Here is a 25,679-nt window from a genome sequence, read left to right on the forward strand (position 1 = left end):
CCACATGGGGAGTGGTATGCCAATCTTCCAGCAAACGGTCGACCCGCGCAGGGGCAGGGGGCTGCCGCGTCGCGGCGCCGGCTTCAGCCTGATCGAACTGATGGTCGTCGTCGCCGTGGTCGCGATCCTCGCCGTCGTTGCCTATCCGTCGCTGACCTCCGTGATCAATTCCAATCGCCTGAGCTCCAACGCCAACGAGCTGGTGGCGTCGCTGCAGTACGCGCGCAGCGAGGCGATCCGCAGGAACGCGCGGGTCTCGGTGTGCGGAAGCTCGGATGGCGCGACCTGCGACGGCACCTGGACCGAATGGCTGACGGTCCTGGACAGCGATGACAGCATCCTCAGGCGCGCAGCGGTCCGCAGCCCGGTGCAGATCACTGCCGACGAGGACTCCATCACCTACCGGCCCAACGGCTTCGCCACTGCCGCGGCGATCACCGTCTGCATTCCGACCGCCAGTCCGCCCGAGAATCAACGGGTGGTCAGTGTGACGGTTGCAGGGCGGGTCGCCACGGCCGCGGCGAACGGAGGGGGCGCTTGTCCGTGAGAATGGGATCGACAATGAATCGCAATCGACGCAGTCGGGCGGCGGCGTGCCGCCGCAGGCAGCAGGGCATGAGCCTGATCGAAGTGCTTGTGGCAGTGCTCATCATGGGCATCGGCCTGCTTGGCATCGCCGCGATGCAGGCGGTGGCCCTGCGCAACGGGCAAAGCTCGCTCGAGCGCACCCAGGCGGTCATCCAGAGCTACGCCATCCTCGACGTGGTCCGGTCCAACCGGGCCAATGCGCTGGCCGGCTACTACAACACGCCCGGAACCAACCCGCAGTGCGCCGCGGCGACGGCCAGTGGAAGCGAGACCGCGGGTCAGACGTCGGCCCGGACCGACGTCAACGCCTGGCTGGGATCCTTGAAGAGTTCCATGGTCAGTGCCGCCAACGCGGCCACCGATACCAGCACCTGCGGAGGCGTCAGTTGCGTGGCCAATACCATCGACGGTGCGACCTGCACGATCACGGTGCAGTGGGACGACAGCCGCGGCACCGGTACCGCGGCCGGCCGGGAAGGCAGCAGCCAGCGGCGCGTTGTCACGGTGGCGGCAATATGAGCGCCTCGATCCGTCTTTCCAGCCCGCAGCGCAGGCAGTCCGGCCTGGGCCTGATCGAGCTGATGATCGCCATGCTGATCGGCCTGCTGGTCTCGGCCGCGGCGATCGGAATCTTCCAGTCGAACAAGCGCGCATTCGCTGCCACCCAGGGGCTGGGCCGCATCCAGGAGAGTTCGCAGGCCGCGTTCGAGATGATGGCGCGCGACATCCGCGAGGCCGGCGGCAGCCCCTGCGACGCGGAGATGGCGGCGGGCAACATCATCACCAACGCATCGACGTCCACGCCGACGTCCAGCAACTGGTTCGTCGGCTCGACGCGGCCGCTGCATGGCTTCGAGGGCAGTGGGTTGACCGGCCAGGTCGCCACCACCGACGCGATCCAGGTGCTGCGCATGGACCAGGACGTGCGGACGCTCACCACCGACATGGCGACTGGCGCCACCAGCGTGACCTACACGCCTGGCGAGCCGCAGTTCGCCGCCAATGACGTCATCATGGTCTGCGACATGCGTGTCCTGGGCATCTTCCGGGCCAGCGCTGCCAGCAGCGTCACGGGCGCCAACGGCGCGGTCTCCTTCGGCACTGGCGTCAACGCCTGCAGCTATTTCCCCCAGCCCAATGCGGGCATCTGCGTCGCCGGTACCGCCTACCTGTTCCCGAGGTTCTCCACCGTCAGCCGCCTGCAGGGCGTGCGCTGGTATGTCTGCGACCCGGATGGCGTCGCCGCCAACGGCTACTCGCTGTGTCGCCGGGTCAACGATGGCGCCCAGGAAGAGGTGGTGCCGGGCGTGCAGGACATGCAGGTGCAGTACCTGGGTAGTGCGGGCTACGTCGATGCGTCCTCGCTGACCACCGCCGCCGACTGGAACGCCATCCGCGCGGTGCGGATCGCGCTCACCATGCGCGAGGCCGAAGCCACCAGCGCGGGCAGCACCACCGGCCAGCCGCTTGTGCGCACGGTCAATCACGTCGTCAACCTGCGGAACCGGACCCTATGAACAGGCCAGTCGCCCATCCCGGCGCACGCCAGTCGGGCGTATCCCTCGTCATCGTGCTGATCCTGCTCCTGGTGATGACCATCCTCGGGCTGGCGGTCATGCGCGGTACGCTGCTCGAAGAGCGCATGAGCGCCAACATGTACGACCGCAGCCTCGCCTTCCAGCAGGCCGAATCCGCATTGCGCGAAGCAGAAGCCGCGGTGCGGGCATCGGTGCTGGCCGACGGCAAGGGCTGGGTGGTCGGCGTGCGCTGCGGCGACGACGCGGCACACCCCGGCACCATCACTGCAAGCCTGTGTTCGGTTCCGGCCAATGTGTACACCGCCGGCACGACCTGCACGGCGGCGGCGACCAAGGGGACGGACTGCTGGTTCAACGCCAACGACCGTCTGGGCACTGCCAACGCCGCGCTGGGCATTACGGACACCTCGGCCGGCGCGCCCCAGTACTACATCCAGTACATGGGCCTGCGCGACAGCGCCGATGACCTGGGGCTCGGTGCCAGCGCCGGCAGCATCCAGTACGGCGGCGGCGGCGGTGGCGTGATCCAGGAAGCGATGTATCGCGTCTTCGCGCGCAGCCACGCCCCGGCCGGCAACGCCGACCGGTCGGTGGTGGTGCTGCAGGGCAACGTGGTCGCCCGGTAACCGGTGCGATCCGACACAAGAGTGGTGGAGAACGATATGGAACGCATGACCAGGCAGGTCGCTCGACCCGGCCGCACCGGCGCACACCGCCTTGTGGCCGTCCTTGTGGGACTGTTCGCCGTGTTCAGCTCGACCTCCGCGCTGTCGGGCGTTGCGATCGACAACAAGCCGCTGACGGTGACCAACAGCGTTCCGGGCAACCTGGTGCTGCTGCCGTCGGTGGAATGGCCGACCGTGGTGACGCATGCCAACGCGCCAGGCGTGGCGGAGGGAACTGCGAACTATGCATCGGCTACTGCCTATGCCGGTTACTTCAATTCGGGACTTTGCTACGCCTACCACTTCGACGTCGTCGAGGCGAACAGGTATTTCTATCCGCATTCAGCCACCAGCAGTGGTCACAGTTGCGCCGGTCAGACCGGGGGCACGCCTTCCCAGCGCCTCTGGAGCGGCAACTTCCTGAACTGGTCCGCGATGCAGGCCATCGACACCTTCCGGCTGGCGCTGACGGGCGGCTACCGCGTGCATCGGCCCGCGGACGGCACTCCGGCCGCCGGCTACAGCGAGATGAACAACGTCACGTATCTGGAGAAGGCGAACTCGGACCGGTGGGAGAATGGATACACACCACTTCGCAGGCTGGCTAGCAACGCTGGCAACTCGACGCCGGTCCAGACCAGCACGCTGCGAACGCGCATTGGTGGTCTGCGCAGCCAAATGTGGTTCATACCGTCTTCGTCCGGTGAGATGGGAAGTGCGCAGGCATGGAACGCGCCCGCGGCACTTGCGCGGCCCGTCACGGGCGACGTGCAACAGGCTCCCGCAGGTACCGCGGTGACGGCGGTCCCCTACAACCCGCAGTACAACCTGTTGCCGAACTCCGACACCACCACCGTCATCAACGACACGGCCTGCGGCGTGGGTGAGTTCGGCTGTGAAGCCACAACGATCCAGACCTGCCCGGCCAGCCATCCCACCCTTTCTAATGGCCGTTGCTACAACAACCGGAATCAATGGGTCAATCCCACCAATGCAACCCGTTATCGTCACACCACATACGGCCGCAACCAGGCCTATGCCCTCAGCATGCGCGTAAAAGTCTGCGATGGCAGCCTCGACACCCGCAGCCTCTGCACCCGCTACGGCAGCAACTACAAGCCCGAAGGCCTGCTGCAGCAGAACTCGAAGAAGACCCGCTACAGCCTGTTCGCCTACCTCACCCAGGACGGTGGCTCGAGCCGGCGCGGCGGCGTCATGCGTGCCCGGCAGAAGCTGATCGGCCCGGTGACGGCAGCGGAAACCGCCGGCACCGAGAAGCCGTACCCGGATCGGGTGGGCCGCATTTCGGGCGTGGACAACGCCGAATGGGACCTGGCGACGGGCAAGATCATCAACAACCCGGACAGCACTGACAGCAGCTCGACTTCGACGCGCGTCGGTGCCTGCGCCAGCGGATCGGTCGCTCCTGACGGAAGCGGCTGCACGATCCAGTACAGCGGCGTCATCAATTACCTGAACCGGTTTGGCCAGATCAATACCGGCATGGCGACGCTGAAGGCGTACGACAATCTCAGCGAGATGTACCACACCGCGCTGCGCTACCTGCGCGGTGTCGGCAACGTGTCCGCCTACAGCAACCTGGCCGGTGTGAGTCCCAATCTCACCCGCTACCAGTACGCGGATGGGCTTCCGGTGATCGACAACTGGTATGGCACGGGTGCAAACACTGCCGTGACGCGCTGGAACGCGGATCCCGACGATTTGCGGACGGTCGGCACCGACCGCGATCCCATGTTGTACCAGTGTCAGGCCAACGTGTTCCTGGGGATCGGAGACACCGCGACCCAGAACGAAAGCAAGGACCATTCTGGCAGCGGCGACATTGCGACCGGCTTCGTCGACACGTGGCTGAACCACATGGTGGTTGCGGATCGCGATACGCGTGCCCAGAACTCGACGGCGGCGCTGGCTTACTGGGGGCACGTGACAGACATCCGTCCGGACGTGCCCAACACGACACTCAGCACGACGCCTGCACGGGCCAAGGGCCAGTCGATCAGCACCTACTGGGTGGACGTGGTCGAGCTGAACGACCTCAAGGCAAAGAAGACCAACCAGTACTACCTGGCGACCAAGTACGGCGGCTTCACCATCCCGGAGACGTCGTACGACGAGAACGGCAACGCCGCGCGTCCGGCCGACAACTGGTTCGAAACCACCAACCGCGCAGCGTGGACCGCAGCGACGCAGACGGCGAAGGCCCAGACAGGGTTGGGCGGCACCGGCGATTTCCACCTTCCCAACAACATGTACCTGGCGAACAACGGCCAGGCGATGATCGACGGCCTGAATGCGGCATTCCAGAAGATCGCCGACGACATCACCGGCTCCGGTGGCTCGTTCGCCTCCAACTCCACCAGGCTGGAAGCCGGTTCGCGCACTTACCAGGCCAAGTACGTGTCCAACGGCTGGGGCGGGCAACTGATCGCCGCCGACGTGAACGTCAGCACCGGTACCCTGACCAACAAGTGGGATGCATCGGACTGGCTTGGCCATGCGGCCGGAGAGCCGAAGATCAATACCGCTGCCGCCGGTGGCGGCACCAGTTACTGGAACTACACGCAGCGCAAGATCCTGTTCAACAGCAGCGGCACGCTCACGAACTTCATCAGCAACTGGAGCAACTACACCAGCCTGACGAGTCCGACAGTGGTGCGCCCCGCTGCATGGAGTTCGACAACGACCATCAGCAATGAACAGCTCCGCTACGTGCTCGGCGAACGCGTGCATGAGCGCCAGTCGGTGGTCACGGGCAGCCTGCGTCAGTTCCGCAACCGGCGCGGCATGCTGGGCGACATCATCAACTCGCAGCCGGTGTACGTGGGGCGGCCCAACGCCAACCTCTACAGCGACGACACCAGCTATGCCACGTTCGTGGCGGCGCAGGCCGGTCGCGATCCGGTGGTCTATGTCGGCGCCAACGACGGCATGCTGCACGCCTTCCAGGCGCCGGATGCGTTGGACACGACCAGCGCGGGCGATGGCGGCAAGGAGCTGTTCGCCTTCATGCCGACCGAAGCGATGTCCGTCCTCACCCAGCTCGATGTGTCGACGAACAAGTATCCCAACTGGCATCCCGAGTACGACCACGCCTATTCGATGGACGGCGAGATCACCGTTGCCGACGTGAAGGATGGCACGACGTGGAAGACGATCCTCGTTGCCACGATGGGGCGCGGCGGCAAGAGCATCTTCGCCCTGGACGTGACCGACCCGACAAATCCTTCGCTGCTGTGGGAAAAGCGTTCTGACGACGCCGCCATCGGCACCCTGATGGGCAACGCCCTGGGTCGCCCGATCATCGCGGCCGTCGCTGCAGGAGACTGGCGCGTGTTCCTGGGCAACGGGGCCAACAACCAGGCGGAAAGGTCGGCATTGATCATGCTCGATGCGATCAGTGGCGTGAACAAGGGTTCGATGGACACCGGCATCGGCAGCAACAATGGGCTGTCGGCCGTCAATGTCTGGGATGCATACGGGGCGAGCGAAGGCGCGCCGCGGGATGGCTACTTCGACTCCGTCTACGCCGGTGACATGGAGGGCAACCTCTGGAAGTTTGATGTGCGCAGTGGCGGCACCGCGACCAGGCTGTTCGCCGCGGGCACGACGCAGCCGATCACGGCCGCTCCGCTGGTGGCGTCCAACCCCTACAGCCCGCCGGACACCTGGGTGTTCTTCGGTACCGGCCAATACCTGAGCATGGCCGACATCAACGAAACCGCCAACGCGAACGTCCAGAGCTGGTACGGGATCATCGATCGTGGATCCACCGTTGCGAAGACCTCGTTGAACGCTGTCAGGATTACCGCCGAGGACAGTGTCGGGCGCGTGATCGAGCGGGCCGGCGCCGCGGGCACGAACGGCTGGTACATCAATCTCGTGTCGCCTGCCGCGACCGCTGGCGGCGACCCGGTGACGCGCGGCGAACGCATGGTGTTGCCCAACTTCTTCCAGGGTATGTCCCTGATCGGCACCACGCGGTTCCCGGACTCCACGGACCCATGCGCGCCCGCGGGCAAGGGCTTCACCATGGCGATCGACCCATTCACCGGCGGCAGGCTGTCGAACCCGTTCTTCGATATCGATGGCGACGGATCCGTCGGCAGCGATGGCGATTACCACGGCGGCGACACTGAAACGCCTTACTCCGGCGTGGCCTATGACAGCGGCCCGAACAACCCGATCTTCCTCGGCGAGTACATGTACACGAGCCTGGACGACGGCAGCTATTCCCAGATCAAGACCAGCTCGGGAGCGGCCAACATCAGGCGCGTGTCCTGGAGGGAGTTGTTGAATGCACAGTAATCAGGTCATGCCGCGCCGTGGGTTCTCTGGCCGCGCGGCTGGGTTCTCGTTGATCGAGCTGATGATCGTGGTTGGCGTCATCGCGATCCTCGCCGCGATCGCGTATCCGAACTACCGGGAGTACGTGATCAACTCACGGCGGGCGGCCGCGGCGGCCTGCCTGCAGGAGAAGGCGCAGCTGATGGAGCGCTTCTACACGACGAATCTGACCTATGTGGGAGCAGGCGTCCCGGGAGGCTGCGATCCCGAGATCAACGGCTTCTACACGTTCAGTGTTCCCGCGGCTAGCCCGACGACGGCGCGGACGTTCACATTGCAGGCTGTGCCAGTGACTGGCCGGCAGGACGACCCAAAGTGCGGAACCCTGACGATCAACGATCAAGGAACGCGTACCGAGGGCGGTGCGGCAACCAACGCGACCGAATGCTGGTAACGGACCGGTTCTGTCGGCGTTGCCGGTAGCCACAAAGCACAAGGGCCGCGGAATCCGCGGCCCTTGTGGTATCTGCATGTCTGGCGCCCGAAGTTGGACTCGAACCAACGACCCCCTGATTAACAGTCAAGTGCTCTAACCGGCTGAGCTATTCGGGCGGGGACGGCTATTCTAATGTGTCGTGGGCCGGGGTCAAGGAGAGCCGCCTGCCACCACCTCGGCCAGATCGAAGGGGCAGGGCTCGTCGGCCGCTGGCCGCTCGCTCCGCACCCGCCCCACGTTGTTGACCGCGAGCGTCCCCGTGAAGCGGCCTCGCGCGCAGGCCTGCAGGGTGAGGTTGGCGTTGGCGGCCCGGCCGTCGCTCTGGTAGCGCAGATAGTCTCGGTTGGACGCGAGCGACAGCAGGTTGCGGCTCCGGGCGGGCGGCTCGCGGATCTGCAGCAGATCGGCGGGTGCTCCCGGTTGGCGGTCGCGATCGGGATCGAGGAATACCAGCCAGCCCTCGCTCCAGTCGCCGCCGCTCCTGCAGCTCAGTTGCCCGGCTTCGCGGGGGCAGACGACCACCTGCATGCGCCGCATGATGGCGTTCGTCCTGGCCAGCGCCATGTCCACGCGCAGGTTGGACAGGGTGGTGGAGGATCGGCTGCGGTCCAGGAACCGGGCCATGTCGGGCAGGACGATCGTGACGAGGATGGAGAGGATTCCCGCCACTACGATGAGCTCCACCAGTGTGAAGCCGTTCACTTTTTGCTGCATCGCGGAGCCCTCCTTGGCCTGCGGTACGCCAGTGTGTGGAGGGGTGCACGGATGCGAAGTCGGGCCGCAAAGGAGACGGGGGTAGGAAAACTCCCCGCCTGGCCCCATTTCCAGCAGGGCCGCCTCTCGGCGCACGTGGAGGATGGGTGCAACCGGCCCGGAAACCCGCCGGGCCGGGCTGGCCGCGCAAATCGGCGGACGGGCGCCGGGCGATGGCCGCCGAGGCCTGTCTCCTGGCGGTTTTGATCGCGGCTGAAGCCGCTCCTACACGATCGCGGCGGCTCAAGCCGCTCCTACACTGGACCCACATGACCTCAGCTCTTCACCCCGCAAGCTTCCAGCTCGTCGCGCCGTACCAGCCGGCGGGCGACCAGCCGCAGGCGATCGAGAAGCTGGTCGAGGGCTTCGAGAGCGGGCTGGCGCGGCAGACACTGCTGGGCGTGACCGGATCGGGCAAGACCTACACGATCGCCAACGTGATCCAGCAGGTGCAGAAGCCGACCCTGGTGATGGCGCCGAACAAGACCCTGGCGGCGCAGCTGTACGGCGAGTTCAAGTCGTTCTTCCCGCACAACGCGGTCGAGTATTTCGTCAGCTACTACGACTATTACCAGCCCGAGGCGTACGTGCCGTCCACCGACACCTTCATCGAGAAGGACAGCTCGGTGAACGAACACATCGAGCAGATGCGGTTGTCGGCGACCAAGGCGCTGCTGGAGCGGCGCGACGCGATCATCGTGTGCACGGTCTCGGCGATCTACGGCCTGGGCGATCCGAACGAATACTTCCGGATGGTGCTGCACATGGTGCGCGGCGAGCGCATCGACCAGCGCGAGCTGATCCGGCGCCTCACCGAGATGCAGTACGCGCGCAACGACACCGAACTGCGCCGCGGCACCTATCGCGTGCGCGGCGAGGTGGTGGACGTGCATCCGGCCGAGTCCGACGACGAGGCGCTGCGCATCGAGCTGTTCGACGGCGAGATCGAGAAGCTGACCCAGTTCGATCCGTTGACCGGCGAAACCAAGCGCACGCTGGCGCGCTACACGATCTACCCCAAGTCGCACTACGTCACCACGCGGCGCACCACGCTGGAGGCGGTCGAGGCGATCAAGCTCGAACTGCCGCTGCGGCTGGAGCAGTTCTACGCGCAGAACAAGCTGGTCGAGGCGCAGCGCCTGCAGCAGCGCACCCAGTTCGACCTGGAGATGATGGCCGAGGTCGGCTACTGCACGGGCGTGGAGAACTATTCGCGCCATCTCACCGGCCGCATGCCCGGCGAGGCGCCACCGTGCCTGTTCGACTACCTGCCGCCGGACGCGCTGCTGGTGGTCGACGAATCGCACGTGACCGTGCCGCAGGTGGGCGCGATGTACAAGGGGGACCGCTCGCGCAAGGAGACGCTGGTGGAGTTCGGTTTCCGCCTGCCCTCGGCGCTGGACAACCGGCCGCTGAAGTTCGAGGAATGGGAGCTGCGCTCGCCGCGCACGATCTTCGTCTCGGCCACGCCGAGCAAGTACGAGATCGAGAAGTCGGAAGGGCAAGTGGTGGAACTGCTCGTGCGCCCGACCGGCCTGATCGACCCGGAGGTCGAGATTCGCCCCGTCGCCACCCAGGTGGACGACGTGCTGGGCGAAATCACCAAGCGCGTGGCGATGGGCGACCGCGTGCTGATCACCACGCTCACCAAGCGCATGGCCGAGAACCTCACCGAATACCTGGGCGAGCACGACGTGCGCGTGCGTTACCTGCATTCGGACGTGGACACGGTGGAGCGCGTGGAGATCATCCGTGACCTGCGCCTGGGCAGGTTCGACGTGCTGGTGGGCATCAACCTGCTGCGCGAAGGCCTGGACATGCCGGAGGTGTCGCTGGTGGCGATCCTGGACGCGGACAAGGAAGGCTTCCTGCGCTCCACCGGTTCGCTGATCCAGACCATCGGCCGCGCCGCCCGCAATCTGCGCGGCAAGGCCATCCTGTACGCCGACCGGGTGACCGATTCGATGCGGCGCGCGATCGACGAAACCGACCGCCGTCGGCAGAAGCAGGTCGAGTACAACGCCGAGCACGGCATCACCCCGCAGTCGGTGGTGCGTGCGGTGATGGACGTCATGGAAGGCGCTCGCGACGAGCCTGCCGCGGCCCGCACCGCCGCTGGCAGGGCCAGGCGCGTGGCTGACCAGGCCGAGGACTACGCCACGCTCGACCCGGCCAAGCTCGCCGCCCGGCTCAAGTCCCTGGAACAGCAGATGTACCAGCACGCCCGCGACCTGGAGTTCGAGGATGCGGCGCGGGTGCGCGACGAGATCCGGAAGATCAGGGAGGCAACCTTGGCGGGGTGAGCGGCCGCTCTGCCCCTTCCCCCGCTCGCGGGGGAAGGCCGGGATGGGGGCAAGACGGTGGCGACTTCGTCGGGGTTCCTGCGACCGGTGGCCCCCACCCCAGCCCTCCCCCGCAAGCGGGGGAGGGAGTGATGGCCCCCGGGCCCGGGGAGCGACTGGCCCTCCCCGCAAGCAGGGGAAGGCGCGGTTGGCCCCTTCCCCCGCTCGCGGGGAGGGAAGGCGCGGTTGGCCCCTTCCCCCGCTCGCGGGGGAAGGTTGGGATGGGGGCACGCGCGAAGCGCGCACCCGATGGCAACCGCCGCCAGGTTCCGCTAGAATTCGTCTCCCGCCGCGATGGCGGGTCCTCCAGCCCTTCCGCGGGCGGGGGCATCGGGCCTCGCCCGATCGCGCTTTTCGGGCGGTTAGCTCAGCGGTAGAGCACTACCTTGACATGGTAGGGGTCGGGGGTTCGAAACCCTCACCGCCCACCACGCGATGCGTGGATTCCTAAGCTTCTGCATATCCTGCGGCCCTGTGCTGTCCTGCAGCGCGTCCGCGGGATGCTGATGGCGCACGCCATTGTTCTTCCGCTTCGGCGGCGACCCCCGGCTGCAGCGCCGGCGTAATGCAGCCTGCATCCGCCCGGCTCCCGCCGGGACGCCGGTCTGGAAATCGCACCCGGCACGAGCCGTGGCGCCGGATCGGCGGTCTCATCGCCGCGCGCGCCGACGGGCGCGGCAGTCCGGATACAGGCAGGGCGGGAACAGAAAAAACCCCCGCCGGAGGAGGAATCCGGCGGGGGCGGGCATGTCCGGTGGGAGGGAATCAGAACCGGTAGTTCATGCCGAGGACATAGGTACGACCCCATTCGATGCGTTCGAGTGGGCGGTCCTTGCTGCCCGAGTACGTCCGGTAGGACTCGTCGGTCAGGTTGCTGGCCTGCAGCAGCAAGGTCATGCCGGACAGCGCGCTCTGGGCGCCGAAGCTGTAGCTCACCTGGGCGTCGGTGATGTTCTCGCCGACCACGTAGCGCAGGGTGCGTTCGCCGGAGAAGTTGCCGATCTCGCCGATGAAGTCGGAGCGGCGACGCTGGCTGACGCGCGCTTCGAAACCATTGCGCTCGAAGTAGGCGGTCAGGTTGTAGACGCGGTCCGACAGGCCGGGCAGGGTGATCGGATCGGTGCCGACGCTGCTCTCGTTTTCCGGCGCGAGGATGGTGATGTCGCTGTCGTTGAAGCTCGCGCTGGCGATGACGCCGAAGCCGCGCATCGCGTCGCCGAACACCAGGTCCAGCGGCAGCGAAGCGGACAGCTCGAGGCCCTGCAGCTTGCCGCCGGAGCCGTTGAATGGCGCCGAGTAGCGACCCTCGTTCGACACCACGATGCCGGGCGGCAGGGTCGCGCCGTTGGCTTCCAGCCATGAGGCGACCTGGTCGGTGAAGTCGTAGCCGTCGCGCGTCTGCGTGTAGATGTAGCTGCGCAGGTCCTTGTAGAAGTAGGCGGCGGCCACGTAGGCGCGGTTGCCGAAGTACTTCTCGTAGGAGATGTCGAAGGCGTTGGCGCGCCAGGGATCGAGCTCGGGGTTTCCGCCGCTGGCGCCCGGGATGCCGGTCGAGGTGTCGACGCCGAACTCCATCGATGCGCGCAGCTGGTCGACGCGCGGACGCGCGACCTGGCGGGCCAGGGCGACGCGCAAGGTGCTGTCGTTCTCGAACAGGAATGCGAGGTTCAGGCTCGGCAGGATGTCGGTATACGTCTTGCCCTTGGTGATCGGGATGACCTGGCTGCCGACCGGCTGCGAGCCGTCCCAGTAGTTCGCGCTGGACGACTGGTCGGCATGCTGGACCTGGATGCCGAAGTTGCCGCGAACGCCGACGTTGCCCCAGTTGGTGTCGATGTTGGCCTTCGCGAAGCCGGTGCTGATCTGCTCGTCGACAGCCCACGCCTTCGGGATCAGGTAGTCGAGGTCCTCGACGGGATCGAAGGTCATGTAGCGGGCAACGGCCCCTGGCACGTTCCACGCGGGGATGTAGCCCACGCCGGCGAAGCCCAGGTCCACCAGACCGTACTGCAGGTCACCCGCGATGGGGGTGTCGCCCTGCGGCCCGAGGTTGATGCTGCCCTCCGGCTGGCGCTTGTTCTTGGAACGGTCCGCGTAGTTGAGGCCGATGTCGAGGTCCGACACGAAACCGTCCAGCGGCAGCGAGGCGGCGAGCTTGAACGCGGTCAGTTCATCTTCGACGCGCGGCGTCTTGCCATAGCCGGAGCCGTAGATCGTGTTGGTGAGGAAGAGCGCATCGGGATTGGAATAGTCCCGACCCGGCACCAGCTGCGAGAAGCCGTCGGTGCGGAAGTCGAGCTGGAGGCTGTCGAGCTGGGGCTGCGGCATCAGCTGCGTATTGTTCTCCAGACCCAGCTCGTCGCGCGTTGTGCGCGACCAGCTGATATCGGCGACGACGCGTGCCGCGCCCACGCTGAAATCATTGTTCCAGCCGAAGGCTTCGATTTTGTCCTCGCGGCTGTTGTACATGCCGCGGACCAGCGGATAGACGTTGTTGGCGGTGCCGCCGGTGAAGGTGTTGTTGCCGTTGATGCGCGGGTCGGTGACGTCGAGCCGGACCGCGCCGCCCGTTCCGTTGTAATCGCCGAGCGGGACTTCAAACTGGTTGGCCGTATCGACCTGCTCGGCCTTGGAGTAGAACAGGTCCAGGGTGCTGGTCCAGGCGTTCGACGGACGGTACTGCAGCGTCGCCATCACGCCGTCGCGCTCGAGCTTGCCGGTGCGGCGCAGGGCCTTGATGCCGTCGGAGTAGTAGGTGCCTGCAGCGACGCCGGGGCGCCAGTTGTCGCCGATCGCCTGCCACGGCTCGTAAAGGCCGACCTGGTTCTCCTGGATCGGCGTGTTCGAGTGCGACCAGCCGATCGATACGCCGAACGTGCCGTCGGCGAACTGGTCGATGTAGCTTGCGTTGAAGCGGCTGCCGTCGTCGCCGACGTTGCCGGCCGAGCCGAGCGAGCTCTCCTGGTAGCGGCCGCTGACCGCGACCACCGTGTCGCTGAAGTTCAGCGGGCGCGCGGTCTGCATGTCGAGCGTGCCGGACAGACCCTGGCCGATCAGCCCGGCATCGGGCGTCTTGTAGATCGTCACGCCGCTCACGAGCTCCGACGGGTACTGGTCGAACTCGACGCTGCGGTTGTCGCCAGTGCTCACCATCTCGCGGCCGTTGAGCAGCGTCGTCGAGAAGTCAGGCGACAGGCCTCGGACGCTGATGACCTGGGCGCGACCGGCGACGCGCTGCGCGGAAACGCCCGGCAGGCGCGAGATCGACTCGCCGATGCTGACGTCGGGCAGCTTGCCGATGTCCTCGGCCGAGATTACTTCGACGATCGAGGTGGCTTCGCGTTTGGTCGAGATCGCGTCCTCGATGCCGCGGCGGATGCCCGTCACCATCACGGTCTCGAGTTCCATCACGTCGTTGGCGGTTTGCGGATCCTGGTCCACCTCAGCGGTTTGCGCGTGCGCATTCGACGCTGCCAGCGCGATGGCCGATGCCAGTGCCACGCTCAACAGGTTGCGTTCTGGTGTCAACATTGTCCCCTCCCGAAGGAATGCTGGTTCTGCGAATCAAGACGCCGACGACGCGCCGGCGCTCGTGCTGATTGCATGGTTGAATGGTAGGCGTGGTGCACAGCGCCGGGGCCGTCCTGCATACGTATTCATGCGGGATCCAGCCACAAGATGGATGGATCAGGCGAGACCTTGCGTATCCGCGTCGAGAGAGCCGAACCACGCGCGGTGTGGTGGGAGATCGACGTTGCCTGCGCGAACGTCGCAGCGTGGCAGCCCTTCGACATCGAGCGTGATCGCTGCCCCCAGGTCCAGCGGAAGGTGCAGCGTCGTGGCCTCGTTCGACAGGTTGAACGCGACAACCATCCGCTGGGTATCGCTTTCCCGCACGAACGCCAGCACCGGTTCGGGCGTATCGAGAAAACGGATCCTGCCTCCTACCAGCGCCGGCTGGTTGCGGCGCCACGCAAGGAATGCCCGCGTGGCATTGAGCACGGATTCCGGCTTCGCATCCTGCGCCTCGACGCTCAGCGCAAGGTGTTCCGTTGGCACCGGCAGCCACGGCCTGCCGACGGTGAATCCCGCCAGCTCACTGTCGTCCCACGGCATCGGCGTGCGGCATCCGTCGCGACCCTTGAAATTCGGCCAGAAGGTGACGCCGTAGGGATCCTGCAGCGCTTCGAACGGGACGTCGGCTTCCGGCAGGCCGAGTTCCTCGCCCTGGTACAGGCACACCGAACCGCGCAGCGAACACACCAGTGCGACCAGCATCTTCGCGAAATCGGGGCCGGCGTCGGCGCCGCCCCAGCGCGTCACCGCGCGCTGCACGTCGTGGTTGGAGATCGCCCAGCAAGGCCAGCCGTCGGTCATCGCTGCTTCCAGGCGCTCGACGGTGTCGCGAATGTAGGCGGCGCTGAAGTCGTTGGTCAGCAACTCGAAGCTGTAGCCCATGTGCAAGCGCTGCGGGTTGACGTACTCGGCGGTGGTGGCGAGCGAGTCTTCCGACGAGATCTCGCCGAGCGTGGTGGCGCCGGGATAGCGGTCGAGCAGGGCGCGCAGCGATTCGAGGAACGGCAGGTTCTCGGGCTGGGTGTTGTTGTGCCAGTGGTACTGGTAGGCGTAAGGGTTGTCGGTGCTGAAGCCGCGGCCTGCGCGCAGGTGTGCGGGCTTGGGCGGGTTGTCGCGCAGCTGGCGGTCGTGGAAACAGAAGTTGATCGCGTCCAGGCGCAGTCCGTCGACGCCGCGGTCGAGCCAGAACTTCACGTTGTCCAGGGTCGCTGCCTGCACGTCCGGGTTGTGGAAGTTCAGGTCCGGCTGCGCGGCGAGGAAGTTGTGCAGGTAGTACTGCTCGCGGCGCGGCTCCCAGCGCCAGGCAATGCCGCCGAACAGCGACATCCAGTTGTTGGGCGGTGTGCCGTCCTCGCGCGGGTCGGCCCACACGTACCAGTCCGCCTTCGGGTTGTCGCGATCCATGCGGCTTTCGCGGAACCATTCGTGCTGGTCGGAGGTGTGGCTGAGCACCTGGTCGATCACCACGCGGATACCGAGGCCGTGCGCCTTCGCCAGCAGGCGGTCGCAGTCCGCCAGCGTGCCGAACAGCGGATCGACGTCGCGGTAGTCGGCGATGTCGTAGCCGAAATCGGCCATCGGTGATTTGAAGAACGGCGAGATCCAGATCGCGTCCACGCCCAGCGAGGCGATGTAGTCGAGCCGCTCGACAATGCCAGGCAGATCGCCGACGCCGTCGCCATCGGTGTCCCTGAAGCTGCGCGGGTAGACCTGGTAGATCACCGCGCCACGCCACCACTCCGTTGTTGAAACGTCCGCTGCCACACGTGACTCCGACCTGCTCTGGACGGACGGCACTATTCCACAGCGGCTGTGCCTTGAAGCCTGTCGAGGGCCGTGTTGGCGTATGAATACGTATGCATGAAACGTGCGTGCGCGCACGGCGCCCGTGCCTGCCGTCGGCACGATAGGCCTGAAAACAAGGCATGGAGTGTCGTTCTGGCGAGTCCGTGAACGGCCACCGCCTGCTGCCGCGCTGCAAGCACGACCGCCGACAAAGCGGTGACAATGCGGGCGGCGCACACGGGGAGCAGGGTTCGCATGGCGAGCAAGCCGCAGCTGTCGTTCTGGCAGATCTGGAACATGTGTTTCGGGTTCCTCGGAATCCAGTTCGGTTTCGCGCTGCAGAACGCGAACGTCAGCCGCATCTTCCAGACGCTCGGCGCGGACATGGAGCAGGTGCCGGGGCTGTGGATCGCCGCGCCGCTGACCGGCCTGCTGGTGCAGCCGGTGATCGGCTACTTCTCCGATCGCACCTGGACGCGGCTCGGGCGTCGCCGTCCCTACTTCCTGTGGGGCGCGATCTTCTCCACGCTGGCCCTGTTCGTGATGCCCAACTCGCCGCAGCTGTGGATCGCCGCGGGCATGCTGTGGATCCTGGACGCCTCGCTCAACGTGTCGATGGAACCGTTCCGCGCCTTCGTCGGCGACCAGTTGTCGCCCAGGCAGCGCCCGATCGGCTATGCCATGCAGGGCTTCTTCATCGGCATAGGTTCGGTGGTGGCCAGCCTGCTGCCGTGGCTGCTGGCGAAATGGGGCGTGCCCAACAACGCGGCGCCCGGCGAGGTCCCGGACACCGTGCGCTACGCCTTCTACGCTGGCGGCACCGTGCTGTTGCTGGCGATCCTGTGGACGATCCTGCGCACGCGCGAATATCCGCCCGAGGTACTGCGTTCGTTCGATGATGCCGAGCCCGAGGGCAGCGGCGCGGCGGATACGGCGCAAGTACCTCCGGCGCGCGGCGGCCTGCCGTGGCTGCTGGTCGGCTCGGCGGGCGTGCTCGCGGTCTGGCTGCTGGGCTGGGACCGCCTGCTGTACGTGCTCGCTGCGCTGCCGCTGGCCTATGGCCTGCTGCGACTGCTCGCGCCACGGCTGCGGCGGGACGCGATGCTGCCGACGCTGACCGCCGACCTGCATGCGATGCCCGGCACGATGCGGCAGCTGGCGCTGGTGCAGTTCTTCTCCTGGTTCGGTCTGTTCTGCATGTGGATCTACACCACCGCGGCGGTGACGCGGCACCACTACGCGACCACCGACACCGCGTCGGCTGCCTGGAATGAAGGCGCCAACTGGGTGGGCGTGCTGTTCGCGGCCTACAACGGCTTCGCTGCGTTCGCGGCCATCGCGATCCCGTGGCTGGCGCGGCGCATCGGCCTGCGCGGCAGCCACCTGCTCAACCTCTGGCTCGGCGGCCTTGGCCTGCTGTCGATCGCATTCGTGCGCGATCCGCAGTGGCTGCTGCTGTCGATGGTGGGCGTGGGCTTTGCGTGGGCTTCGATCCTGTCGCTGCCGTACGCGATGCTGTCCGACAGCCTGCCGGCCGCGAAGATGGGCGTCTACATGGGCATCTTCAATTTCTTCATCGTGATCCCGCAGCTGGTCGCGGTCAGCACACTGGGCGTCCTGCTGTCCAAGCTGTTCGACGGCGATCCTCTGCGGGTGCTCGTGCTTGGTGGCGCCTGCCTGTTCATTGCCGGGCTGTGCACGCTGCGCGTGCGCCTGCCGCTCTCGCACGCCCTGCCGCGCACCGCCACCGGAGCCTGACCATGCGTCCGTCGATCCTCGCCGTCCTCGCCAGCACCTGCCTGACTGTCGCCTGCGGTGGCGCGCGGACAGAAGCGCCCAATCGTGCGCCTGCGGCACGCGACTCCGTCGCTTCCCATCAACTGCACGGCACGCTCGAGCCGTTCGCAAGCCATGCCGTGTACTTCGTAGTCACCGACCGCTTCGTCAACGGCGATCCAGGCAACGACTATCGCGACCAGGGTGGTGCCAACCGCAGCTTCGACATCCCGCTGCCGCCATGCGATGGCGTCGCCGGCAACATCGGCTACCTGGGCGGCGACTTCAGGGGACTGGCCGACAATCTCGACTACATCCACGGCATGGGTTTCGGCGCGGTCTGGATCACGCCCATCGTCGACAACCCCGACGAGGCCTTCACTGGCGGCACTGCGCCCGGCTGCGACAGCAGCCTCAGCGACCGCGGCAAGTCCGGCTACCACGGCTACTGGGGCGTGAACTTCCATCGCGTCGACGAGCACCTGCCCAGTCCCGGCATGGAGTTCCCCGACCTGGCGCGCGCGATGCATGCGCGCGACATGAAGCTGGTGCTGGACATCGTCGGCAACCACGGCTCGCCCGCATGGACGATGCCGAAGGACCAGCCGATGTTCGGTCGCGTATATGGCCGCGACGGGCAGCTGCTGGCCGACCACCAGAACCTGCCGCCGCAGCAGCTCGATCCGGCCGGCAATCCGCTGCATGCCTTCTACAGCAACGTCGGTCCGGTGGACGGCGCGCAGGGTTCGATCTACGACGGCAACCTGGCCCAGCTCAGCGACTTCGATGCGGCCAATCCGCAGGTACTCGAGTACCTGGCCGGCGCCTACGAGCACTGGATCGACCAGGGCGCAGACGCCTTCCGCATCGACACCATCGGCTGGATGCCGGGCAGCTTCTGGCAGCAGTTCAGCGACCGCATCCGCCGCAAGCGGCCGGGCTTCTTCATGTTCGGCGAAGCCTTCGACTACGAGGCCAGCAATATCGCCGTGCATACGCACAAGGGACACGGCGAGGTCAGCGTGCTCGACTTCCCGATGAAGCAGGCGATGGACGAGGTGTTCGGCCGCAAGCGTGCGGGCTACGAGCGGCTGGCGCCGGCGCTGCACCTGCAGGGCGGCCCGTATGCCAATCCCTACGACCTGGCCACCTTCTACGACAACCACGACATGCCGCGCATGGACGCCAGCGACGAGGGCTTCATCGACGCGCACAACTGGCTGTTCACCGCGCGCGGGATCCCGGTGCTGTACTACGGCTCGGAAACCGGCTTCATGCGCGGCCGCGCCGAGCACGCCGGCAACCGCAACTACTACGGACAGGCGCGCATCGATGCCGCTGCGCAGAGCCCGATCCATGCCTCGCTGCAGCGCATCGCGAGACTGCGCCGCGAGTCACCGGCGCTGCAGCGCGGACTCCAGCTCAACCTCAAGCTGGAAGGCGACCAGGCCGCCTTCTACCGCGTCCATCAGCACGGCGGCATCGCACAGACCGCGCTGGTGCTGCTCAACAAGGGCGATACCGCAGCGCAGATCGTGTTGGACGGACCGGTGCAGCACGGCATCTGGCGCGATGGCTTCGACGGCAGCCCGGTGCAGATCGCCGCGCGCGTCGACATCGAGGTCCCGGCGCACGGCGTACGCGTGCTGCTGTACGACGCGCCGCTGGACGATGCCGGCCTGCTGCAGCTGCTGATGCAGGCGATGTCAGCGCACCGGCCAGGCGGACAGGTCGACGCCGGGGGCAGCGACGGCTGACGCTTACGCACCACGCCCTGCGCGCGGTTGCTCTCAGGCCACAGTCGACTCGCAGCTCGAACGCCGCACCACCAGCGTTGCGGGCAGCCGCTCGCTTTGTGCCGCTGTCCTCTCCACCAGGGCAACCAGCCTGTCCACCAGCAGCTCCCCGGCCAGGGTGGTGTTCTGGTTGATCGTGGTCAGCGCTGGGGTCGCCATGCGCGCGGTGGGAATGTCGTCGAAGCCGACCACAGCCACGTCTTCGGGAATGCGAAGTCCACGCTCGGCGAGAGCGTGCATGGCGCCGATCGCGATCAGGTCGCTGGCCGCGAACACCGCGTCGAAGGGCAGTCCGCGCCCGAGCAGTACCTGTGCGGCGGCGTAGCCCGAGTCTTCCGAGCTTTCGGCGTCCGCCTGCAGCGCCCGGTCCAGGCCGGAACCGGCTTCGCGAAGTGCCGCGTCGCAGCCTTCGTAGCGCTCCAGGAATTCCGGGTAGTGGCTTGAGGCATCGCCCAGGAAGGCGACGCGTCGGCGCCCGATCGCCGCAAGGTGCGTGCCGGCCTGGTGTCCGCCACCGATGTTGTCGCAGCCGATCGACAGGCCCGGCTGCCCCGGCAGCACCGCGCCCCAGCGCACGAAGGGCGTGCCTTGCGACATCAGCGTGGCCAGCTTGCCCTGGTAGGCGAGGTAATCGCCGTAGCCCAGCAGGATCAGCCCATCGGCCTTGTGGCTGTCGCCGTAGTCGGCGTGCCAGTCGTTGGACAGCTGCTGGAAGGAGATCAGCAGGTCCTTGCCGCGACGTGCGCAGGCGCGCGTGATCGAACCCAGCATCGGCAGGAAGAAGGGATTGATGTGCGATTCGTCCGAGGTCGGGTCCTCGAACAGCAGCAGCGCCAGCGTGCCCGACTGCTGCGCACGCAGGTTGGAGGCGTTCTTGTCGACCTTGTAATTGAGTTCCTCGGCGATCGCCATGATCCGCCGCCGGGTCTCCTCGTTCACCATCGGGCTGCCACGCAGGGCGCGCGAAACCGTTGGCTGGGACACGCCCGCCAGGTGCGCGATATCGAGCGAAGTGGCTTTTCCCCGGATGTTCATGCGGCCCGCTGCAGATGGCTCGCAGCATCATGCCACCGACCACGCGCACCCCGCGGTGCAGCGCAACAATCGCCGATACGGGGTAGAATCGCGGGAGATCCGCCACGAGGTGGCCTGCGGAAACGCGGGCCGAGCGTGCGACATGAGCACTACCACCGCCCAGCGCTGAGTACCCCCTAGGCCACCCGCAGGGCGCCCTTGTGGCGCTTTTTTTGTGGCCGGCGGCCGCGGACATCGCGAACAGCGACGTGCGAGGCCGTAGCACCGGCTTCCCCATCCGGTCCAGCGATGCTGCCGTTCTGCCGGTTCAAGACTCCCGATTCCAGATGCCCGACATGATCACCATCACCCTCCCAGACGGCAGCCGCCGCGAGTTCGAACATCCCGTCACGGTCATGGACGTCGCCCAGTCGATCGGTCCGGGCCTGGCCAAGGCCACCGTGGCCGGCAAGGTCGATGGCCGCCAGGCGGACGCAAGCGACCTCATCGACCGCGACGCGACGCTGCAGATCCTGACCCCGAAGGACGCGGAAGGCCTGGAGATCATCCGCCACTCCGCCGCGCACCTGGTCGGCCACGCGGTCAAGCAGCTGTATCCGGACGCGAAGATGGTGATCGGGCCGGTGATCGAGGAAGGCTTCTACTACGACATCCACTCCGAGCGCCCGTTCACGCCTGATGATCTGGCGGCGATCGAGCAGCGCATGCGCGAGCTGATCGCGCAGGACTACGACGTCATCAAGAAGATGACGCCGCGCGCCGAAGTGATCGAGGTGTTCAAGTCCCGCGGCGAAGACTACAAGCTGCGCCTGATCGAGGACATGGCGCCGGAGATCACCGCGATGGGCCTGTACCACCACCAGGAATACGTGGACATGTGCCGCGGCCCGCACGTGCCCAACACGCGGTTCCTCAAGGCCTTCAAGCTCACCCGCATCTCTGGCGCCTACTGGCGCGGCGATTCGAAGAACGAGCAGCTGCAGCGCATCTACGGCACCGCCTGGGCCGACGAGAAGCAGCTCAAGGCCTATATCCAGCGCATCGAGGAAGCCGAAAAGCGCGACCATCGCCGCATCGCCAAGGCGCAGGGCCTGTTCCACCTGCAGGAAGAGGCGCCGGGCCTGGTGTTCTGGCACCCGAAGGGCTGGGCGATCTGGCAGGTCGTGGAGCAATACATGCGCCGCGTCTATCGCGAGACCGGCTACGGCGAGGTGCGCTGCCCGCAGATCCTGGACGTGGAGCTGTGGAAGAAGTCCGGCCACTGGGACAACTACCAGGACAACATGTTCTTCACCGAATCGGAGAAGCGCACCTATGCGCTCAAGCCGATGAACTGCCCGGGCCATGTGCAGGTGTTCAACCAGGGCCTGCACAGCTATCGCGACCTGCCGATCCGCTACGGCGAATTCGGCGCCTGCCATCGCAACGAACCCTCCGGCGCGCTGCACGGCATCCTGCGCGTGCGCGGCTTCACCCAGGACGATGGCCACGTGTTCTGCACGGCCGCGCAGGTCGAGGACGAAGTACGCGCCTTCCACGCGCAGGCGCTGCGTGTCTACGCCGACTTCGGCTTCGAAGACATCCAGATCAAGATCGCGCTGCGCCCCGAACCGCGCCTGGGCGACGACGCCACCTGGGACACGGCCGAGGATGCGTTGCGCAACGCGCTGCGTGCCTCGGGCGTGGAGTGGCAGGAGCTGCCGGGCGAGGGCGCGTTCTACGGCCCCAAGATCGAATACCACCTCAAGGACGCGATCGGGCGCACCTGGCAGCTCGGGACCATGCAGGTCGACTTCATGATGCCGGGCCGGCTGGACGCTGAATACGTGGATGAACAGAGCCAGCGGCAGACCCCGGTGATGCTGCACCGGGCCATCGTCGGCTCGATGGAGCGCTTCATCGGCATCCTGATCGAGCACCACGCAGGCTCGTTCCCGGCCTGGCTGGCGCCGGTCCAGGCGGTGGTGATGAACATCACCGACGCCCAGGCGGATGCTGCGGCCGATGTCGCCAAGCTGCTGAATTCCAAAGGATTCAGGGTCGAATCCGACCTGCGCAACGAAAAGGTCGGCTACAAGATCCGCGAGCACACCATGCAGCGGGTGCCCTACCTGCTGGTGGTGGGCGATCGCGAGAAGGAGGTCGGGGCGGTCGCGGTCCGGACCCGCGCGGGCGAGGACCTGGGCAGCATGCCGGTCGAGGACTTCGCCGCGCGCCTGTTGTCGGAAACCCGCGACTGACGGTTGTATCGTGGCCCGAATCCGTTAAAAATCCGTACCTACACCCCCGGCGGGTGCCCCGAGCCGCCCGCCACCCCCATTCCGGAGACGCAGTATTAGCACCCAGGACAAGCAGAATCGCCGTAACAACGAGATCCGCGTACCGCGCGTACGCGTGATCGGTTCCGACGGAGAGATGGTCGGCGTGTTGTCGCGCGACGAAGCATTGCAGAAGGCCCAGGAAGAGGGCCTCGATCTGGTGGAGATCCAGCCCAATGCGGATCCGCCGGTGTGCAAGATCATGGACTTCGGCAAGTTCAAGTTCGACTTGCAGAAGAAGGCCAACGAGGCCAAGAAGAAGTCCAAACAGGTCGAGATCAAGGAAGTGAAGTTCCGCCCGGTCACCGACGACGGCGACTACCAGATCAAGCTGCGCAAGATGCGCGGTTTCATCGAGGAAGGCGACAAGATCAAGGTCAACATCCGCTTCCGTGGCCGCGAGATGAGCCACCAGGAACTCGGCCGCGAGATGGCCGCCCGGATCGAGGCCGACCTCGGCGAGGACATCGTCATCGAATCGCGCCCGCGCCTGGAAGGCCGGCAGATGGTCATGATGATCGCCCCGAAGAAGAAGTAGTCCCGGGCGAAGCCCCGCGATACCGACCGTCTCTCCCCGGCTGCGGGGAGGGCAACGGCAAGCGGCGAACCCCGGAATTGCAGGCCCGCTCGCCAGCAGGCATAATGGCCGGCCCGGTTCTCCGGGGCGCTGTACGCAACACTTTGGACCTGCCCTGCTTCCTTCGGGAATCAGCGGCTTACACACCGGCCAGGCAGGACGGAAAGAGCTTCCGCAATCGCGGACGCCGCCCGGGCCAGTACTAGAAACGACCCCAAGGAATCGCAATGCCCAAGATCAAGACGCATCGGGGCGCGGCCAAACGCTTCCGGAAGACTGCTTCCGGCAAGTACAAGGCAGGCCACGCCAACCGCAGCCACATCCTCACCAAGAAAGCGACCAAGCGGAAGCGCAACCTCCGGCAGACGAACCATGTTCGTGCCGAGGACGCGGGCCGTCTGAACCGCATGCTTCCGTACCTTTGAGGAGGGCTGAATAATGGCAAGAGTAAAGCGTGGTGTGCAGGCGCGTCGTCGCCACAAGAAGGTGATCGGCCGTGCCAAGGGCTATTACAACGCCCGTCGCAAGGTCTTCCGCGTCGCCAAGCAGGCGGTCATCAAGGCCGAGCAGTACGCCTACATCGGCCGCAAGCTGAAGAAGCGCAATTTCCGCTCGCTGTGGATCGTCCGCATCAACGCGGCGGCCCGCATCAATGGCCTGAGCTACAGCCGCTTCATGAACGGGCTGCTGAAGGCCGGCATCACCCTGGATCGCAAGGTGCTGGCGGACATCGCCGTGCACGACGCGGCCGGGTTTGCCGCGCTGACCGAAAAGGCGAAGGGCGCGCTCGCGGCGTAATGCACGTGTCCCGTCGCGGCCGTCGGCGCTTGGCGCGGGCGGTGGCCGGGAGACAAGCTGTACACGCATGGGGAAGGGCGCAAGTCCTTCCCCATTCGTTTTTTCAGGGTCCGGGCACTGCGCGCTCGTCATTCCCGTGTTGTCACCCCACGGTGCTGCCGTCCAGCCAACGCCGGATCGCTCTCCCGGAGCAAGTCCGGGATCGGGGATGACAGGGGGCAGATGGCTCGATCGTCGGCAAGACCGGACCGGGTCCGGAACTGAGGAAGCTCGATGAGCGACATCGAATCACTGTCGAAACAGGCGCTGGCCGATATCGCCGCCGCACCCAGCGCCGACGCGCTCGAGTCGCTGCGTGTGGCGCTGTTGGGCAAGAGCGGCAGCATCACCGCCCAGCTCAAGTCGCTGGGCGCGCTGCCCGCCGAACAGCGCAAGGCGGTGGGCGAGGCGATCAACCGCGTGCGAGATGCGGTGGGGCAGGCGCTGTCGGCGCGCAAGGTGGCGCTTGAGGATGCAGAGCTCGATGCGCGCCTGGCCGGCGAATCGATCGACGTGACCCTGCCCGGGCGCGACGCCGGCCGCGGCGGCATCCACCCGATCAGCCGCACCATGCAGCGCATGGCCGACATCTTCGGCCGCCTCGGCTACGACCTCGCCGATGGCCCGGAGATCGAGGACGACTGGCACAACTTCGAGGCGCTGAACTTCCCGCCGCACCACCCGGCGCGCGCCATGCACGACACCTTCTACTTCGGCGACGGCCGCCTGCTGCGCACCCACACCTCGGGCGTGCAGGTGCGCTACATGGGCCAGCATGCGCCGCCGCTGCGGATGATCGCGCTGGGCAAGGTCTACCGCTCCGACTCCGACCAGACCCACTCGCCGATGTTCCACCAGTGCGAAGGCCTGCTGGTCGACGAGCATTCCACCTTCGCCGACCTCAAGGGCACGCTCGCCGAGTTCGTGCGCGCCTTCTTCGAGCGCGATTTCGAGATGCGCTTCCGGCCCAGCTATTTCCCCTTCGTCGAGCCCGGCGCCGAGGTCGACATCGCCTGGCAGCGCCCCGACGGCAGCACCCGCTGGCTGGAAGTGCTGGGCTGCGGCATGGTGCATCCCAACGTCCTGCGTGCGGTTGGCATCGACCCCGAGCGCTACACCGGTTTCGCCTTCGGCATGGGCGTGGAGCGCCTGGCGATGCTGCGCTATGGCGTCGACGACCTGCGCGCGTTCTTCGACAACGACTTGCGCTTCCTCAGGCAGTTCGCCTGACCCACAGGTTGTCATCCCGACCCCGGACCCGATCCGGGGGAGGGATCTGTTTTTCAGCAAGC

The 25,679-nt window shown here is 66.5% G+C and carries 18 protein-coding genes and 2 tRNA genes; 15 read left to right on the forward strand and 5 right to left on the reverse strand.

Annotated elements, in window-relative coordinates; all coding sequences use genetic code 11:
- Positions 1-16: 16 nt before the first annotated feature.
- The 6 genes from ACW5DW_RS10045 to ACW5DW_RS10070 are packed head-to-tail and all read left to right on the forward strand — an operon-like array spanning position 17 to position 7,550.
- Positions 17-547, forward strand: coding sequence for a GspH/FimT family pseudopilin (locus tag ACW5DW_RS10045; RefSeq protein ID WP_457018704.1), 531 nt, complete (start codon positions 17-19; stop codon positions 545-547).
- Between the two features lie 14 nt (positions 548-561).
- The gene (pilV, locus tag ACW5DW_RS10050; RefSeq protein WP_457018705.1) at positions 562-1,107 is read left to right on the forward strand and encodes a type IV pilus modification protein PilV; all 546 of its coding nucleotides are present in this window, start codon (positions 562-564) and stop codon (positions 1,105-1,107) included.
- Entirely contained in the window at positions 1,104-2,105 is a 1,002-nt protein-coding gene (locus ACW5DW_RS10055; protein ID WP_457018706.1) for a PilW family protein, read from the forward strand. The genes pilV and ACW5DW_RS10055 overlap by 4 nt, the downstream gene beginning before the upstream one ends.
- On the forward strand, positions 2,102-2,752 hold the full coding sequence (locus tag ACW5DW_RS10060) for a pilus assembly PilX family protein (protein ID WP_457018707.1): 651 nt from the start codon (positions 2,102-2,104) through the stop codon (positions 2,750-2,752). Before ACW5DW_RS10055 ends, ACW5DW_RS10060 begins: the two co-directional genes overlap by 4 nt.
- A 36-nt stretch (positions 2,753-2,788) precedes the next feature.
- Complete coding sequence (locus tag ACW5DW_RS10065; protein ID WP_457018708.1) at positions 2,789-7,117, forward strand: pilus assembly protein; 4,329 nt, start codon at positions 2,789-2,791, stop codon at positions 7,115-7,117.
- Positions 7,107-7,550 (forward strand): type IV pilin protein, encoded by a 444-nt coding sequence (locus ACW5DW_RS10070; RefSeq protein WP_457018709.1) that lies wholly within the window; start codon positions 7,107-7,109, stop codon positions 7,548-7,550. The genes ACW5DW_RS10065 and ACW5DW_RS10070 overlap by 11 nt, the downstream gene beginning before the upstream one ends.
- Before the next feature lie 81 nt (positions 7,551-7,631).
- Here the strand turns inward: ACW5DW_RS10070 and ACW5DW_RS10075 are convergent.
- Both ACW5DW_RS10075 and ACW5DW_RS10080 read right to left on the reverse strand, forming a co-directional pair.
- Positions 7,632-7,708, reverse strand: a tRNA-Asn gene (locus ACW5DW_RS10075).
- A gap of 34 nt (positions 7,709-7,742) precedes the next feature.
- A complete protein-coding gene (locus tag ACW5DW_RS10080) occupies positions 7,743-8,306 on the reverse strand; it encodes a GspH/FimT family pseudopilin (RefSeq protein WP_457018710.1) in 564 nt (187 codons plus the stop codon).
- 308 nt (positions 8,307-8,614) lie between these two features.
- Between ACW5DW_RS10080 and uvrB the strand changes: the two genes are divergently transcribed.
- A complete protein-coding gene (gene uvrB / locus ACW5DW_RS10085; protein ID WP_457018711.1) occupies positions 8,615-10,648 on the forward strand; it encodes an excinuclease ABC subunit UvrB in 2,034 nt (677 codons plus the stop codon).
- Between the two features lie 395 nt (positions 10,649-11,043).
- A tRNA-Val gene (locus tag ACW5DW_RS10090) sits at positions 11,044-11,118 on the forward strand.
- Positions 11,119-11,452: 334 nt separating this feature from the next.
- Here ACW5DW_RS10090 and ACW5DW_RS10095 read toward each other — a convergent pair.
- Together ACW5DW_RS10095 and ACW5DW_RS10100 are read right to left on the reverse strand one after the other, a co-directional pair.
- Positions 11,453-14,218 carry a TonB-dependent receptor gene (locus ACW5DW_RS10095; RefSeq protein WP_457018712.1) on the reverse strand — a complete coding sequence of 922 codons (2,766 nt, stop codon included), beginning with the start codon at positions 14,216-14,218 and terminating at the stop codon, positions 11,453-11,455.
- A gap of 156 nt (positions 14,219-14,374) precedes the next feature.
- Positions 14,375-16,027 carry an alpha-glucosidase family protein gene (locus ACW5DW_RS10100; protein ID WP_457018713.1) on the reverse strand — a complete coding sequence of 551 codons (1,653 nt, stop codon included), beginning with the start codon at positions 16,025-16,027 and terminating at the stop codon, positions 14,375-14,377.
- 276 nt (positions 16,028-16,303) lie between these two features.
- On the opposite strand from ACW5DW_RS10100, the gene ACW5DW_RS10105 reads away from it, so the two are divergent.
- Both ACW5DW_RS10105 and ACW5DW_RS10110 read left to right on the forward strand, forming a co-directional pair.
- A complete protein-coding gene (locus tag ACW5DW_RS10105; RefSeq protein WP_457018714.1) occupies positions 16,304-17,806 on the forward strand; it encodes an MFS transporter in 1,503 nt (500 codons plus the stop codon).
- A 2-nt stretch (positions 17,807-17,808) separates the two neighbouring features.
- Positions 17,809-19,581 carry an alpha-amylase family glycosyl hydrolase gene (locus ACW5DW_RS10110; RefSeq protein WP_457018715.1) on the forward strand — a complete coding sequence of 591 codons (1,773 nt, stop codon included), beginning with the start codon at positions 17,809-17,811 and terminating at the stop codon, positions 19,579-19,581.
- A 33-nt stretch (positions 19,582-19,614) separates the two neighbouring features.
- Here the strand turns inward: ACW5DW_RS10110 and ACW5DW_RS10115 are convergent, their stop codons facing one another.
- Positions 19,615-20,655 carry a LacI family DNA-binding transcriptional regulator gene (locus ACW5DW_RS10115; protein WP_457018716.1) on the reverse strand — a complete coding sequence of 347 codons (1,041 nt, stop codon included), beginning with the start codon at positions 20,653-20,655 and terminating at the stop codon, positions 19,615-19,617.
- A gap of 335 nt (positions 20,656-20,990) precedes the next feature.
- Here ACW5DW_RS10115 and thrS point away from each other — a divergent pair, with 335 nt between their 5' ends.
- From thrS to pheS, 5 genes are all read left to right on the forward strand, one after another.
- Positions 20,991-22,895, forward strand: coding sequence for a threonine--tRNA ligase (gene thrS, locus ACW5DW_RS10120; RefSeq protein WP_457018863.1), 1,905 nt, complete (start codon positions 20,991-20,993; stop codon positions 22,893-22,895).
- Positions 22,896-22,989: 94 nt separating this feature from the next.
- A complete protein-coding gene (infC, locus tag ACW5DW_RS10125; protein ID WP_457018864.1) occupies positions 22,990-23,511 on the forward strand; it encodes a translation initiation factor IF-3 in 522 nt (173 codons plus the stop codon).
- Between the two features lie 266 nt (positions 23,512-23,777).
- Positions 23,778-23,975 (forward strand): 50S ribosomal protein L35, encoded by a 198-nt coding sequence (gene rpmI / locus ACW5DW_RS10130; protein ID WP_141622780.1) that lies wholly within the window; start codon positions 23,778-23,780, stop codon positions 23,973-23,975.
- A gap of 13 nt (positions 23,976-23,988) precedes the next feature.
- On the forward strand, positions 23,989-24,348 hold the full coding sequence (rplT, locus tag ACW5DW_RS10135) for a 50S ribosomal protein L20 (RefSeq protein ID WP_457018717.1): 360 nt from the start codon (positions 23,989-23,991) through the stop codon (positions 24,346-24,348).
- Positions 24,349-24,621: 273 nt separating this feature from the next.
- Entirely contained in the window at positions 24,622-25,617 is a 996-nt protein-coding gene (gene pheS / locus ACW5DW_RS10140; RefSeq protein ID WP_457018718.1) for a phenylalanine--tRNA ligase subunit alpha, read from the forward strand.
- The last annotated feature ends 62 nt before the right edge of the window (positions 25,618-25,679 follow it).

This window comes from Luteimonas sp. A482 (assembly GCF_054072655.1).

Excerpts from the sequence above, each read along its gene's own strand:
- ACW5DW_RS10045 (WP_457018704.1), top strand. The coding sequence starts at position 17 with ATGCCAATCTTCCAGCAAACGGTCGACCCGCGCAGGGGCAGGGGGCTG.
- pilV (WP_457018705.1), top strand. The coding sequence starts at position 562 with ATGAATCGCAATCGACGCAGTCGGGCGGCGGCGTGCCGCCGCAGGCAG.
- ACW5DW_RS10055 (WP_457018706.1), top strand. The coding sequence starts at position 1,104 with ATGAGCGCCTCGATCCGTCTTTCCAGCCCGCAGCGCAGGCAGTCCGGC.
- ACW5DW_RS10060 (WP_457018707.1), top strand. The coding sequence starts at position 2,102 with ATGAACAGGCCAGTCGCCCATCCCGGCGCACGCCAGTCGGGCGTATCC.
- ACW5DW_RS10065 (WP_457018708.1), top strand. The coding sequence starts at position 2,789 with ATGGAACGCATGACCAGGCAGGTCGCTCGACCCGGCCGCACCGGCGCA.
- ACW5DW_RS10070 (WP_457018709.1), top strand. The coding sequence starts at position 7,107 with ATGCACAGTAATCAGGTCATGCCGCGCCGTGGGTTCTCTGGCCGCGCG.
- ACW5DW_RS10080 (WP_457018710.1), bottom strand. The coding sequence starts at position 8,306 with ATGCAGCAAAAAGTGAACGGCTTCACACTGGTGGAGCTCATCGTAGTG.
- uvrB (WP_457018711.1), top strand. The coding sequence starts at position 8,615 with ATGACCTCAGCTCTTCACCCCGCAAGCTTCCAGCTCGTCGCGCCGTAC.
- ACW5DW_RS10095 (WP_457018712.1), bottom strand. The coding sequence starts at position 14,218 with ATGTTGACACCAGAACGCAACCTGTTGAGCGTGGCACTGGCATCGGCC.
- ACW5DW_RS10105 (WP_457018714.1), top strand. The coding sequence starts at position 16,304 with ATGGCGAGCAAGCCGCAGCTGTCGTTCTGGCAGATCTGGAACATGTGT.
- ACW5DW_RS10110 (WP_457018715.1), top strand. The coding sequence starts at position 17,809 with ATGCGTCCGTCGATCCTCGCCGTCCTCGCCAGCACCTGCCTGACTGTC.
- ACW5DW_RS10115 (WP_457018716.1), bottom strand. The coding sequence starts at position 20,655 with ATGAACATCCGGGGAAAAGCCACTTCGCTCGATATCGCGCACCTGGCG.
- thrS (WP_457018863.1), top strand. The coding sequence starts at position 20,991 with ATGATCACCATCACCCTCCCAGACGGCAGCCGCCGCGAGTTCGAACAT.
- rpmI (WP_141622780.1), top strand. The coding sequence starts at position 23,778 with ATGCCCAAGATCAAGACGCATCGGGGCGCGGCCAAACGCTTCCGGAAG.
- rplT (WP_457018717.1), top strand. The coding sequence starts at position 23,989 with ATGGCAAGAGTAAAGCGTGGTGTGCAGGCGCGTCGTCGCCACAAGAAG.
- pheS (WP_457018718.1), top strand. The coding sequence starts at position 24,622 with ATGAGCGACATCGAATCACTGTCGAAACAGGCGCTGGCCGATATCGCC.